Here is a 12454-nt window from a genome sequence, read left to right as displayed (position 1 = left end):
GCTGAGGCCTAGAGGGCCAGGCGCTCCCGGACGAGGTCGGCCAGCGCGTGCGCCAGCCGATCGGCGGTCACCTGGTCTGCGGCCTCGACCATGACGCGCACCATCGGTTCCGTGCCGGATGGGCGCAGCAGCACGCGCCCGGTGTCGCCCAGTTCGGCCTCCGCAACGAGTACCGCCCTGGCGATCGTGTCGTCGCTCTTGAGGGCGTGATGGTCAACGTTCCGCACGTTCACGAGGATCTGCGGATACACCTTCATCACCGATGCCAGCTCGGCCAGGGTTTTGCCGGTGCGGGCCATCTCGGCCACGAGGTGCAGGCCGGTCAGGATGCCATCGCCGGTCGTGGCGAATTTGGTCATGATCACGTGGCCGGACTGCTCACCGCCGAGCGAAAGCCCGCTCGCGTTGAGTGCCTCGAGCACGTAGCGGTCGCCGACCTTGGTTTCGATCATCGTGATGTCGTTGTCGGCCATGGCCTTGCGCAGGCCGAGGTTGCTCATCACGGTGGCGACCAGCGTGCGGTCCTTGAGCACGCCGCGCTCGGCCATCGAGACCGCGAGGATCGCCATGATCTGGTCACCATCGACGACATTACCGTCGCGGTCGACCGCGAGGCACCGGTCGGCGTCGCCGTCGTGCGCGATGCCGATGTCAGCGCCGTTGGCGATCACTGCGGCGGCCAGGTTGTCGAGGTGGGTCGAGCCAACGCCGTCGTTGATGTTGAGGCCGTCGGGGTCGGCACCGATCACCGTCAGGCGTGCGCCGGCATCCGTGAAGACCTGCGGGGAGACGCCCGCTGCGGCACCGTGCGCGCAGTCAAGCACGACGTGGATGCCGTCGAGACGGTGCGGAAGTGTGCTGAGCAGGTGCACGACGTACCGGTCCTCGGCGTCGGCGAACCGACGGATGCGTCCGACGTCGCCACCGATCGGGGTGAGATTGGGTCCGGCGAGGTGTTCCTCGATGCGGTCCTCGACGTCGTCGGGTAGTTTCGTTCCCCCGAAGGCAAAGATCTTGATGCCGTTGTCGGGGGCGGGGTTGTGCGAGGCGGAAATCATCACGCCGAAGTCAGCGCCGATATCGGCGATCAGGAAGGCCGCGGCGGGCGTCGGAATGACGCCGGCATCGAGCACATCCACGCCGGAGCTGGCCAGACCGGCCGCGACGGCGGAGGCAATGAATTCGCCGGAAATGCGGGGGTCGCGGGCCAGGACCGCCACGGGGCGGCGGCCTTCCACACGACGCAACTCAGCGCGACGGCCCTGCGTGAGGACCGCCGCACTGGCCTGGGCGAGGCTCAGGGCCAGGCCAACCGTGAGATCACGGTTGGCCAGGCCCCGGACACCGTCCGTGCCGAAAAGTCGAGGCATTATTATGCTGTCGACGCTCGGGTTAGCGCTTCGAGAACTGAGGCGCCTTACGGGCCTTCTTGAGTCCGGCCTTCTTGCGCTCCTTGACGCGAGCGTCACGGTTGAGGAAGCCGGCCTTCTTCAGGATCGGGCGGTTGTTCTCTTCGTCGATCTGGTTCAGCGAACGCGCGATGCCCAGGCGCAGGGCGCCGGCCTGACCCGAGGGGCCACCACCGGTGATGCGCGCGATGACGTCGTAGCTGCCGAGCAGGTCAAGGACCTTGAACGGGTCGTTGATCAGCTGCTGGTGCAGCTTGTTGGGGAAGTAGTCCGCGAACTCGCGGCCGTTCACCGTGATGGTGCCCGAGCCGGGAACGATGCGCACGCGGGCGATGGCCTGCTTGCGACGTCCGACGGCTGCGCCGGGAACGTTGAGGACGGCGCGGGGCGCCTTGGTTACGGTTTCGGCCGGAGTCTCGGTCGAGTAGCTCTCCGGAGCCTGGTCAATCTGGTCTGCGATCTTCGCCACGATGTAGTGAATCCTTTTTTCTTAGAGTCGAGAAGTCTGGTGGCCGGCGCTACTGAGCGACCTGGGAGAGGGTGTACGGCTTCGGCTGCTGAGCAGCGTGCGGGTGCTCCGGACCGGCGTAGACCTTCAGCTTGGCCAGCTGGGCGCGACCGAGCGTGTTCTTCGGCAGCATGCCACGGATGGCCTTTTCTACCGCACGGGTCGGGTGCTTCTCGAGCATCTCCGAGTAGTTGGTGGCCGTGAGGCCGCCCGGGTAACCGGAGTGGCGGTACGCCATCTTCAGGTCGAGCTTCTTGCCGGTGAGGGCGATCTTCTCGGCGTTGATGATGATGACGAAATCGCCCATGTCCATGTGAGGAGAGAACGTTGCCTTGTGCTTTCCCCGAAGGAGAATGGCGGCGTGGCTGGCAAGACGACCGAGAACGATGTCTGTGGCGTCGATGACGACCCAGTCGTGCTGGACTTCGCTTGCCTTGGGAGTGTAAGTGCGCGTCACTATTAAGCTGCTTTCTTGTTCGAACGGAGGTGTTCGTGAATCCCGCTCCGGGTGTGTTCCAAATGTGGGAACACGATCGATGGAGGGCTCACGTTCGTGTGCCTGGCTGCAACGCACAGACACCAAAGGTCAATAGTAGTCTCCCGGCCCATCCCCGCGCAATTCCCCGCGGGAGTACGGGGCCGGCGGCTACTCCGTGTCGTCGATGAGTTCGCGCCGCGCCCGGGTTTCGCGTGCCCGCGCCGCGAGCTGTTCGTCGGCGGGGTAGGCGACCTCCATCAGGGTCAGCCCCTGGGGTGGCATCACCTTGAACTCGCTGGTCCTGGCCCGCTCGATCCGGAGGTCGACGAGACGATCCCCGGCCAACCGGCCCTCCCCCACCGCGACACAGGCGCCGACCAGCGCCCGAACCATGCTGTGACAGAAGGCGTCGGCCTGCACGGATGCGACGATCACGCCGTCCGGGTCGCGTCGCCAGTGAAATTCCTGCAGCGTGCGGATCGTCGTGGCGCCCGGCCGCGGCTTGCAATAGGTGGCGAAGTCGTGAAGCCCGATCAGCGTCGTCGCCGCCTCGGCCATCTTGTCCACGTCCAGCCGGAAACCGTGCCAGGTGGTGCGGAAACGCTGAAGGGGGTCATGGCCGACCACGGAATCGGCGATCCGGTACTCGTAGCGACGAAAGAGCGGAGAGAACCGGGCGTCGAAACCGGGAGGCGCGATGCTGGAGGACTTGAGCACGATCTCCGGCTGGGTGACGAGGATGCCGCCGAGCCGCCGCTGCACCATGACGGCCAGGGGGGTCGGAGGTCGGCCCTTGCCACGGGTGATCCGCACGAGACTGTCGGCCTGCTCGCGGTTCAGGTCGAAATGGGCCACCTGGCCGGCGGCGTGCACCCCGGCATCCGTTCGTCCGGCCACGGTCAGCACGGGGTACGGCGGGTGGCTCCGCAGGATGCCGGCGAGCCCAGCCTCGATCTGGCCCTGCACGGTGCGCAGTCCCGGCTGGGTCGCCCAGCCCGACATGCCGGTGCCGTCGTAGGCGATATCGAGCCTGATCCGGGTGGTGTCCTCCGCTGGGGTCTCGTCGGGCGCCGGGGGAAGAATCACGGAGGTAAGTGTACGGTCCGGGCCGGGTTATCGTTGAACCCGGACCGCGGTCCACTCCTGTGATGACTATCTGCAACCCCTACCCCCTGACGCCCGGGTGCAGTCCGTGAGCATCCCGACCAAGCGTCTGGCCGGCCTGGACGGCCTGCGCGGCATTGCCGTGTCCCTGGTCGTGGTGTTCCACTTCTTCCCCGCCCTGCTGCCGGGCGGGTTCATCGGCGTCGACGTCTTCTTTGTGATCAGCGGGTTCCTGATCACCGGCCTGCTCCTGGTCGAACGAGACGGCGCCGGTCGCCTCGCGCTCGGCCGGTTCTGGCAACGCCGGGCCCTGCGCCTCGTGCCGCCGCTGATTCCGTTGGTGCTGATCTGCGGCACTGCCGCGTGGCTGATCGGCGGGGACGTGCTGGTGGGCGTCGGCTGGCAGGTTCTCGGGGCGGCGATCTTCGGCTACAACTGGGTGTCGATCGTCAGTTCGGCCAGCTACTTCAGCGCGAGTGCCCCGGAGCTGTTCCGCAACCTGTGGTCGCTGGCGGTCGAGGAACAGTTCTACCTGGTCTGGCCGGTTGCCCTGCTCGGTCTCCTCCTGCTCCGGAACCGCCGGCTGCGTCTGGCCCTGGTCTGCGCGCTCGCCCTGGCGTCCGCCCTGTGGATGGCTCTGCTCTTCCAGCCCGAGGATCCTACCCGGGTCTACTACGGCTCCGACACTCACAGCTTCGGCCTCTTCACCGGGGCCGCGCTCGCGTTGATGCTGCACCGAGCCGATCTGAGGACTGGCCCCGCGATTCGTCTCCTGGCCGCGCTCGGCCGCTGGCGCCCGTGGCTCGGCCTCGGCGCCCTCGCCGGGCTCCTGGACGCGGCGCTCTGGCTGCCGGACACGGGAGCCGTGACCTACCGCGGCGGGCTGCTGGCGGTGAGCCTGCTGACGGCGGTCGTGATCTGGGCGGCCGTGCCGGGGCGCCGCTTCGGCACGGCCCTGGACAGCAGGCTGCTGCGCTACCTGGGCGAACGATCCTATGGAATCTACCTCTGGCACTGGCCGCTGCTCGTGCTCCTGCAGGCGGCGTGGCCCGCGGTCCGCTCGTCCCCGGGCGTGCCGGCGAGCATCGGCGTCGGGGTGCTGGCGGGCGCGCTGACGCTCCTCGCCGCCGGGGTGTCATATCGCTGGCTCGAACGCCCCGTGCGCTCGCTCGGGGTGCGCGGCAGCATCCGGCGCCTCCGCGACCTGGCCTACGGCTCGAACCGTCGGCTGGCCTGGCTGGGCCTGGCGGTGGTCGCCGGACTGCTCCTGACGACGGGCACCACCGCGGCGATCGTGACCGCCCCGACCAGCACGAGCGCCCAGACCGAGATCGAGCGCGGGCAGCAGGCGCTGGCCGCCGCGGAACGCCACGCCGAGCGGCTCGCCCGGCGCGCGTCGCGGCCGGCCAAACCGGCGGCCGGAGACCGGATCACGGCCGTCGGCGATTCCGTGATGCTGGCTTCCGCAGCCGAGCTGCAGGCCCGTTTCCCGGGGATCGCGATCGACGCCGCGGTGTCGCGGGGCATGGGGACCGCGCCCGACATCCTCGCCGCGCAGGAGGAGGCCGGCACACTCCGGCCCGTCGTGGTGGTCGGGCTCGGCACCAACGGGCCCATCCGGTGGAGCCAACTCGACGAGATCCGGGCGGTCATCGGCCCCGAGCGGGAACTGGTGCTGGTGGATGCGTTCGCCGACCGGGACTGGACGGCGGGCGTCAACGACATCCTGGCCGAGTACTCCGCACGTCACCGGCGGGTCGAGCTCGCCGACTGGCACGACGCGATCGCCCCGCACACCGATGTGCTCGCCGGCGACAACATTCACCCGGGCCCTACCGGCGGCCGGATCTACGCGGGGACCGTTCGGGCCGCTTTGGAACGCCTGGCCAGGGCTCCGGCCCGAAGCGAGCTGGATGCGTACCGGACACCCCTCCCGGACGGCACTGCCGAGTTTCGCCCGCCGCTCCTCCCGTGATGACGCGGATGCCCCGGGGCGCGCAGCGCCAGAGCTCGACGGTGAGCGCGAGCCTCGTGCTGGTGGGCTGAGACCCGTTCCTTGTCCGGCGGACAGCCCGGTCTCGGGCGCGAAAAAGGGGCCCGACCGAAGTCGGGCCCCTCAATTCAGTGCAGCCTCTCGGCCGAACCTAGAAGGCGAATGCGCCTACTTGGATTCCTCGGCGTCAGCAACGACGTCAGCTTCAACGGCGTCTGCTTCAACGACGTCTGCTTCAACGGCTGCATCCTCTACGACGTCCTCGGCCGGAGCCTCGGCGACGGGAGCTTCCGCGGCCGGCTTGGCAGCCGACTTGGTGGAAGACCGCTTGACCTTCGGGGTGACGGGCTCGAGAACGAGTTCCATCTGCACCATCGAGGCGTTGTCGCCCTTGCGGAAGCCGAGCTTCGTGATGCGGGTGTAGCCACCCTCACGAAGAGCAACCTGCGGCGCGATCTCGGTGAAGAGCTCGTGCACGACGGTCTTGTCGCCGATGGTCGCGAGAACGCGACGACGAGCGTGAAGGTCGCCCTTCTTCGCGAACGTGATCAGTCGCTCGGCAACCGGACGCAGGCGCTTGGCACGGGTCTCGGTCGTCTTGATCGACTTGTGGGTGAACAGGGACGCGGCCAGGTTGGCGAGCATCAGGCGCTCGTGGGCCGGGCCGCCGCCGAGGCGGGCTCCCTTAGTGGGCGTAGGCATTGGTAATCTCCAGTATCAAAGTCGAAAGTCAGTCTGAACGACTGCTTTAGATGGTTTCTTCGTCGTAGCCGCTGTAGAAGTGGGCGCCGTCGAATCCGGGCACCGAGTCCTTGAGCGACAGGCCGAGCTCTACGAGCTTGTCCTTGACCTCATCCACCGACTTCTGACCGAAGTTGCGGATGTTCATCAGCTGGGTCTCCGAGAGGGCGACCAGTTCGCTGACGTTGTTGATGCCTTCACGCTTGAGGCAGTTGTACGAACGAACCGACAGATCGAGGTCTTCGATCGGAATCGACAGTTCGGTCGACAACACGGCGTCGACCGGCGCGGGGCCGATTTCGATGCCCTCAGCGGCGGTGTTCAGTTCGCGGGCCAGACCGAACAGCTCGGTCAGCGTGCGACCGGCGGATGCGATGGCGTCGCGAGGCGAAATCGCCGACTTGGTCTCCACGTCAACGACGAGGCGGTCGAAGTCGGTGCGCTCACCGGCACGAGTTGCCTCGACACGGTAGGTCACCTTGAGCACGGGCGAGTAGATCGAGTCGACCGGGATCTGGCCGGCCTCTGAGTACTCGTTGCGGTTCTGGGTGGCCGACACGTAGCCGCGGCCACGCTCGATGGTCAGTTCGAGTTCGAACTTCGCCTTGTCGTTCAACGTGGCGATGACCAGCTCGGGGTTGTGTACCTCGACGCCGGCCGGAGCCGAGATGTCGGCGGCGGTGACCTGGCCGGAACCCTGCTTGCGCAGGTACGCGGTGATCGGCTCGTCGTGCTCGCTGGAGATGACGAGACCCTTGATGTTCAGGATGATCTCGGTGACGTCTTCCTTGACACCGGGAACGGTGCTGAACTCGTGCAGCACACCATCGATCCGGATGCTGGTGACAGCGGCTCCGGGGATCGAGGACAGCAGGGTACGGCGCATCGAGTTGCCGAGGGTGTAACCGAAACCAGGCTCGAGAGGTTCGATGACGAACCTGGATCGGAACTCCGAAATGTTCTCTTCGGTGAGCGTGGGGCGCTGTGCGATAAGCACTATTGATTCCTTTCGGCTAAGTGTCCGCTATATGACACTTGCGTGGCGAGGTAATGAGTGTGAAAGAAAAACGGTGATCCGGGCCCGACCGGCTCGATACCCGGATGCCGGGAATCGAGCCAGTCAGGATCAGATCAGAGAGAGTGCTTAGACGCGGCGACGCTTGGGCGGACGGCAGCCGTTGTGAGCCTGGGGCGTGACGTCGTTGATCGAGCCAACCTCGAGGCCCGCGGCCTGAAGCGAACGGATCGCCGTCTCGCGTCCGGAGCCGGGGCCCTTGACGAAGACGTCTACCTTCTTCATGCCGTGCTCCTGCGCCTGGCGGGCGGCCGACTCGGCTGCCAGCTGTGCGGCGAACGGGGTCGACTTACGCGAACCCTTGAAGCCAACTCCACCTGAGGACGCCCAGCTGATGACCGCACCGGTGGTGTCAGTGATCGAGACGATGGTGTTGTTGAACGTGCTCTTGATGTGGGCCTGGCCCACAGCGATGTTCTTCTTTTCTTTCTTGCGCGGCTTCCGAACGGCCGACTTTGGTGCTGCCATGAATTTCTCCTGAATCCTGAGGGCGAGACGGGCCGGGCCGAGGCCTAGCGCGCCTTCTTCTTGCCGGCTACGGTGCGCTTCGGGCCCTTGCGGGTGCGAGCGTTGGTCTTGGTGCGCTGGCCGCGAACGGGCAGGCCCTTGCGGTGGCGGATGCCCTCGTAGCTGCCGATCTCGACCTTGCGGCGGATGTCAGCGGCAACCTCACGGCGGAGGTCACCCTCAACCTTGAAGGTTCCTTCGATGTAGTCACGGAGGGTGACGAGCTGGTCGTCACTCAAATCCTTGACTCGGATGTTTCCATCGATTTCAGTGTCGGCGAGGGTCTTGAGTGCCCTCGTACGGCCAACACCAAAGATGTAAGTCAGTGCAACTTCCACGCGCTTATCGCGAGGAATATCAACGCCGGCTAGACGTGCCATTGTGGCTTCTCCTGTATATGAGTGGAGGTCTGTAGCAATGCCTGTTCATCGGCCTCCAACCGATGGTGTCGCCCCGAAGGGTTCCCGGCATTGCTATTTTGAGTTTTCAGTTGTGTCTCGACGGGCTCGACACCCGTTGCAGCGATCGAGCACCTAAACGGTGATCGAGCACCTAAGCGGTGATCGAGCACCTAAGCGGTGATCGAGCACCTAAGCGGTGATCGAGCTTGTCGAGATCAGCCCTGACGCTGCTTGTGACGCGGGTTCTCGCAGATGACCATCACGTTGCCGTTACGGCGGATGACCTTGCACTTGTCACAGATCTTCTTGACGCTGGGCTTGACCTTCATTGTGTGTCCTTGTATTCGCTGTCTTCGTACCCCAGGAACGCCTCGGGCCGTTACTTACAGCAATGCTTACTTGTAGCGGTAGACGATCCGGCCGCGAGTCAGGTCGTACGGGCTCAGCTCCACGATCACGCGGTCCTCGGGGAGGATACGGATGTAGTGCTGACGCATCTTGCCCGAAATGTGGGCAAGAACTTTGTGGCCGTTGCTCAGCTCAACACGAAACATCGCGTTGGGAAGAGCTTCGACTACTGCGCCCTCGATTTCGATGACACCGTCTTTTTTTGCCATAACTCACTATCGCTAGGGTATTGATTGCTGGTCGTGCGTGGATTGTGGTGCCCTGACACGCCGAAAGCGACGGCATCAGACACCAAGGATTTACTCTATGGTATGAAGTTGCGATTTACCAATTCATACCTATAATCCTCGGAGTGTCCGACACCGTCGCAGGGTTCGGTGTTACAGCCGTTCCTGGGCCTCGCGGACGACCGCCACCACGTCGCCGAAGAGGGGATGCGCGGGATCGAGCCCGCAGACCTGCCCGGTGAACGCCTCAGCGGTCTCGGAGCGCAGCAGCCGCTGCAGTTCGACGCTCTGGTCGTCGTCGGAGACGTCGAACCGCAGGGCTGCGCCGACGGCCTCGAGCAGCGCCGTGGGGCGGGTTCCGCGCTCGGCGATCTCGGCCGCCGGCCCGATGAAACGTTCGTGGCGGCTGAGCTTGCGCATCGGCTGACGCCCCACCCGTTCGACCGTGTCCGGCAGTGCCGGGTTCGCGAACCTCACCAGGATCTTCTCTCGGTAGGCACGCTGCGCTGATTCGTCGAGCTCGTGCTTGGCCACGAGCAGTGCGGAGGTCTCCTCGAGCACCCGCCGTGCCCCGTTCAGCACCTCGGGCACCGCGAGGGCGTCCGAGATCCGGGTCACCCCGGCGACCGAACCGAGGTAGGCCACCGTTGCGTGACCGGTGTTCACCGTGAACAACTTGCGCTCGATGTAGGGTGCGAGGTTGTCAACGAAGGTCGCGCCCGGGATGACCGGCACGGCATCATTGAACGCGCCGCGCTCGATCACCCATTCGTAGAAGGCCTCGACGGTCACGTCGATGCCGCTGCCGGCCGCCTGGCCCGGCACGATCCGGTCAACCGCGGTGTTCGCGAAGGCGACTTTCGCGGACAGGGTCTGCAGTTCGTCGGCCGAGACGCCCTTCCAGACGTGCCCGGCGAGAACGTCGGTCGCGTTGATCGCGTTCTCACAGGCCATCACGGCGAGCGGAGGGAGTGCAGCCGCCCGCCGTTTCAGACCGGCGAGGATCACCGGCGCCACGAAGGGGAGCACGGTCGGTCCGACCGCTGTCGTGACGATGTCGGCGGTCGCGATCTCCTCGATCAGGGCCTCCTCCTCGGCGCGGCTGTTGATGGCGCGGAAGTTGTCGACCACGCGGTCGGTCGACGTCTCCCCCGCCTCGTGCACGGTGTAGCTCGTGGCGGCCTGCAGTGCCTCGATCAGGGAAGCATTCACATCGGCGAAGACGACCTCGTATCCGGCATCGTGGAGCAGGAGGCCGACGAATCCGCGACCGATGTTGCCTGCGCCGAAGTGGATGGCTTTCATTCTGCGTTGACCTCCTCGAGGAGCGTAAAGATGTCCTCTGCCGTGGTGGCATCGATCAGTTTCTGCACCTCGTCCGTGTCCGCGAAGACAACGGCGATTTTCGAGAGGATCTCCAGGTGCTCGTTGTTCAGGCCGGCGATACCGACCGCGAACCGCACCGGCTTCCCGTCCCAATCGATCGGGTCGGGATAGCGCACGAGCGAGAGGGACGACCGGATGATCGATTCCTTGGCCTCGTTCGTGCCGTGCGGGATGGCGAGGAAGTTACCCATGTAGGTCGACACGCTCGCCTCCCGTTCGAACATCGAGTCGATGTAGGCGCTGGTCACGGCGCCGGCGTCCACGAGCAGGGCGCCGGCCTCGCGGATGGCGTCCTCCTTCGTGGTGGCCGTGCCGAATGCAACAACGTTGCCGGGTTCCAGGATCTGCGTCATCGTGATGCTTCCTCCGTTGCCTTGCTCTGCAGCATGGCGACGACCTCGTCGTATTTCGGGCTGTTCATGAAGTTGTCCACCGAGACGAAGATGGAGTTCGGCGACTTCTCCTGCGCACGGGCGGCCAGGTCCTGGTGGGTGATGACCAGGTCGGCCGTGCCGTCAAGGTTGGCGATGGCCTGGTTGACCACCGTGATGCCCTCAAGGCCGGCCTTCTTGATCTTGTTGCGGAGCACGGATGCGCCCATGGCGCTCGAGCCCATGCCGGCGTCGCAGGCGAACACGATGTTCTTGATCTCGCGGTTGTCGGCGGCTGCCGCTCCCGCTCCGGTGAGGCCACCGAGGACGCTGCTGGACTTGCCCTTCATGGCTTCCGTCTTCGCGACGGCCCCGGTGAGGTCGCCGTCCATGCCGTTGGCGATGTCGCGCTTGCGGCTGGCCCTCAGAATGACCGAGGCGATCAGGAACGACACCGTCGCGGAGAGGATGACGGAGAGGATCACGCCGATGTAGCTGTCCGACGCGGTCTGAATGAGGACCGCGAAGATGCTGCCCGGTGAGGCGGGAGCGCGCAGGCCGGTCTGGAAGGCCACGTTGACCGCAACGCCGGTCATGCCGCCGCCGATGGCCGCGAGAACGAGGATCGGCTTCATCAGCACGTACGGGAAGTAGATCTCGTGGATGCCACCGAGGAAGTGGATGATGATCGCACCGGGCGCGCTCGCCCGGGCAAGGCCGAGACCGAAGAACGAGTAGGCAAGCAGGATACCCAGGCCGGGGCCGGGGTTCGCCTCGATCAGAAAGAGCAGCGACTTGCCGGATTCAGCAACCTGCTGCACGCCGATCGGCGTGAACACGCCGTGGTTGATGGCGTTGTTGAGGAACAGGATCTTGCCGGGCTCCACCAGGATGCTCGCAAGCGGCAGCAGGTTGTTGGAGACGAGCCAGTTGACGCCGCCCTCGAGAATGGAGCTGAATCCGCTGACGACCGGGGCGATTCCGAAGAACGCGCCGAGGGCGAGGATGGCGCCGAGGATACCGGAGGAGAAGTTGTCGATGAGCATCTCGAAGCCGGGCTTGACCTTGCCGGCCCAGAGGCTGTCGAGCTTCTTGAGCAGGTAGGCCGACAGCGGGCCGACGAGCATGGCGCCGATGAACATCGGGATCTCACTGCCGACGATGACACCCATGGTGGCGATCGTGGCGATGACGCCGCCGCGGATGCCGTAGACCATCCGGCCACCGGTGTTGGCGATGAGCAGTGGGAGCAGGTACACGATCATCGGGCCGACCATCGCGGCGACCGTTTCGTTCGGGGTCCAGCCGGTGGGAATGAAGAACGCGGTGATGAGGCCCCACGCGATGAACGCCGCGATGTTGGGCATGATCATTCCGCTGAGGAAGGTGCCGAATCGCTGAACGTGTACGCGGGCTCCTCCGCTCGTGCTCGTTGTCCCTGGTGACGTCGTCGTCATTGTTCTGCCTTTCGTTTCGGTGGTGATTGCGGTGCTGTGCGGGTGGGGTACTTCGCCGGCGCCGTTCAGGCGCCCAGGTTGATTCCGGGTGAGACGGTGCCGAGCGCCAGATCGAGAGCGTCGTTTCCGTCCCGTGCCGTGAAGATCGTGGACGGGAGCAACGCGCATCCGACGCCGAGTCGTTCGGCCTGGGCCGTGAACTCGTCGAAGCGGGGGGCGAGGTGCGGGCCGACCAGGAGCACGTCGACCCCGTCGAGGGCATCCGGCAGGTCAGACTCGCTGCCCGCCGATACGTCCAGAGCCAGGCCCCGGGCGACCGCGGTCTGGCGCATCCTGAGTGCCACGAACGTGCTGGACGCGCCGGCGCCGCAGACGACTAAAATCCTCAT

15 protein-coding genes are annotated in these 12454 nt (G+C 65.6%); 1 reads left to right on the top strand and 14 read right to left on the bottom strand.

All coding sequences use genetic code 11. The features are described from left to right. Positions 1–8: 8 nt before the first annotated feature. The 4 genes from glmM to QMG61_RS10070 form a co-directional block, all read right to left on the bottom strand. On the bottom strand, positions 9–1370 hold the full coding sequence (gene glmM, locus QMG61_RS10085; protein WP_283494200.1) for a phosphoglucosamine mutase: 1362 nt from the start codon (positions 1368–1370) through the stop codon (positions 9–11). Between the two features lie 22 nt (positions 1371–1392). Continuing rightward, the gene (gene rpsI / locus QMG61_RS10080) at positions 1393–1878 is read right to left on the bottom strand and encodes a 30S ribosomal protein S9 (RefSeq protein WP_283494199.1); all 486 of its coding nucleotides are present in this window, start codon (positions 1876–1878) and stop codon (positions 1393–1395) included. 49 nt (positions 1879–1927) lie between these two features. Continuing rightward, positions 1928–2374 carry a 50S ribosomal protein L13 gene (gene rplM / locus QMG61_RS10075; RefSeq protein ID WP_283494198.1) on the bottom strand — a complete coding sequence of 149 codons (447 nt, stop codon included), beginning with the start codon at positions 2372–2374 and terminating at the stop codon, positions 1928–1930. 189 nt (positions 2375–2563) lie between these two features. Then, positions 2564–3397, bottom strand: a complete 834-nt coding sequence (locus tag QMG61_RS10070) for a tRNA pseudouridine synthase A (protein ID WP_283494248.1) — start codon at positions 3395–3397, stop codon at positions 2564–2566. 190 nt (positions 3398–3587) lie between these two features. Here QMG61_RS10070 and QMG61_RS10065 point away from each other — a divergent pair, with 190 nt between their 5' ends. Beyond that, a complete protein-coding gene (locus QMG61_RS10065; protein ID WP_283494197.1) occupies positions 3588–5474 on the top strand; it encodes an acyltransferase family protein in 1887 nt (628 codons plus the stop codon). A 186-nt stretch (positions 5475–5660) separates the two neighbouring features. Here QMG61_RS10065 and rplQ read toward each other — a convergent pair whose 3' ends face one another. The 10 genes from rplQ to QMG61_RS10015 all read right to left on the bottom strand — a co-directional run bounded on the left by rplQ (position 5661) and on the right by QMG61_RS10015 (position 12454). After that, complete coding sequence (rplQ, locus tag QMG61_RS10060) at positions 5661–6194, bottom strand: 50S ribosomal protein L17 (protein ID WP_283494196.1); 534 nt, start codon at positions 6192–6194, stop codon at positions 5661–5663. Between the two features lie 46 nt (positions 6195–6240). After that, complete coding sequence (locus QMG61_RS10055) at positions 6241–7230, bottom strand: DNA-directed RNA polymerase subunit alpha (protein ID WP_134508190.1); 990 nt, start codon at positions 7228–7230, stop codon at positions 6241–6243. Between the two features lie 147 nt (positions 7231–7377). Continuing rightward, a complete protein-coding gene (gene rpsK, locus QMG61_RS10050) occupies positions 7378–7776 on the bottom strand; it encodes a 30S ribosomal protein S11 (protein WP_055821293.1) in 399 nt (132 codons plus the stop codon). Between the two features lie 44 nt (positions 7777–7820). Continuing rightward, positions 7821–8195, bottom strand: a complete 375-nt coding sequence (rpsM, locus tag QMG61_RS10045; RefSeq protein WP_283494195.1) for a 30S ribosomal protein S13 — start codon at positions 8193–8195, stop codon at positions 7821–7823. 236 nt (positions 8196–8431) lie between these two features. Then, entirely contained in the window at positions 8432–8545 is a 114-nt protein-coding gene (gene rpmJ / locus QMG61_RS10040) for a 50S ribosomal protein L36 (RefSeq protein WP_035834639.1), read from the bottom strand. Between the two features lie 66 nt (positions 8546–8611). Continuing rightward, on the bottom strand, positions 8612–8833 hold the full coding sequence (infA, locus tag QMG61_RS10035) for a translation initiation factor IF-1 (RefSeq protein ID WP_055965022.1): 222 nt from the start codon (positions 8831–8833) through the stop codon (positions 8612–8614). A 171-nt stretch (positions 8834–9004) separates the two neighbouring features. Beyond that, complete coding sequence (locus QMG61_RS10030) at positions 9005–10156, bottom strand: mannitol-1-phosphate 5-dehydrogenase (protein ID WP_283494194.1); 1152 nt, start codon at positions 10154–10156, stop codon at positions 9005–9007. Then, positions 10153–10590 (bottom strand): PTS mannitol transporter subunit IIA, encoded by a 438-nt coding sequence (locus QMG61_RS10025; RefSeq protein ID WP_283494193.1) that lies wholly within the window; start codon positions 10588–10590, stop codon positions 10153–10155. The genes QMG61_RS10030 and QMG61_RS10025 overlap by 4 nt, the downstream gene beginning before the upstream one ends. Next, positions 10587–12065, bottom strand: coding sequence for a PTS mannitol transporter subunit IIBC (locus QMG61_RS10020; protein WP_283494192.1), 1479 nt, complete (start codon positions 12063–12065; stop codon positions 10587–10589). Before QMG61_RS10020 ends, QMG61_RS10025 begins: the two co-directional genes overlap by 4 nt. A 65-nt stretch (positions 12066–12130) precedes the next feature. Beyond that, positions 12131–12454 (bottom strand): PTS sugar transporter subunit IIB, encoded by a 324-nt coding sequence (locus QMG61_RS10015; protein ID WP_283494191.1) that lies wholly within the window; start codon positions 12452–12454, stop codon positions 12131–12133.

The sequence above is a fragment of the Cryobacterium sp. PH31-AA6 genome (genome assembly GCF_030063195.1).
Taxonomy (GTDB): Bacteria; Actinomycetota; Actinomycetes; order Actinomycetales; family Microbacteriaceae; genus Cryobacterium.
The sequence above is the reverse complement of the archived record's forward strand: the minus strand, read 5'-3'. Positions and strand labels throughout refer to the sequence as shown.

What these genes read in the sequence shown, in the direction of transcription:
- rpsK (WP_055821293.1), bottom strand. Translation starts at nt 7,776, where the DNA reads ATGGCAGCACCAAAGTCGGCCGTTCGGAAGCCGCGCAAGAAAGAAAAG.
- infA (WP_055965022.1), bottom strand. Translation starts at nt 8,833, where the DNA reads ATGGCAAAAAAAGACGGTGTCATCGAAATCGAGGGCGCAGTAGTCGAA.
- glmM (WP_283494200.1), bottom strand. Translation starts at nt 1,370, where the DNA reads ATGCCTCGACTTTTCGGCACGGACGGTGTCCGGGGCCTGGCCAACCGT.
- QMG61_RS10030 (WP_283494194.1), bottom strand. Translation starts at nt 10,156, where the DNA reads ATGAAAGCCATCCACTTCGGCGCAGGCAACATCGGTCGCGGATTCGTC.
- QMG61_RS10020 (WP_283494192.1), bottom strand. Translation starts at nt 12,065, where the DNA reads ATGACGACGACGTCACCAGGGACAACGAGCACGAGCGGAGGAGCCCGC.
- rplQ (WP_283494196.1), bottom strand. Translation starts at nt 6,194, where the DNA reads ATGCCTACGCCCACTAAGGGAGCCCGCCTCGGCGGCGGCCCGGCCCAC.
- QMG61_RS10025 (WP_283494193.1), bottom strand. Translation starts at nt 10,590, where the DNA reads ATGACGCAGATCCTGGAACCCGGCAACGTTGTTGCATTCGGCACGGCC.
- QMG61_RS10015 (WP_283494191.1), bottom strand. Translation starts at nt 12,454, where the DNA reads ATGAGGATTTTAGTCGTCTGCGGCGCCGGCGCGTCCAGCACGTTCGTG.
- QMG61_RS10070 (WP_283494248.1), bottom strand. Translation starts at nt 3,397, where the DNA reads ATGTCGGGCTGGGCGACCCAGCCGGGACTGCGCACCGTGCAGGGCCAG.
- rpmJ (WP_035834639.1), bottom strand. Translation starts at nt 8,545, where the DNA reads ATGAAGGTCAAGCCCAGCGTCAAGAAGATCTGTGACAAGTGCAAGGTC.
- rpsM (WP_283494195.1), bottom strand. Translation starts at nt 8,195, where the DNA reads ATGGCACGTCTAGCCGGCGTTGATATTCCTCGCGATAAGCGCGTGGAA.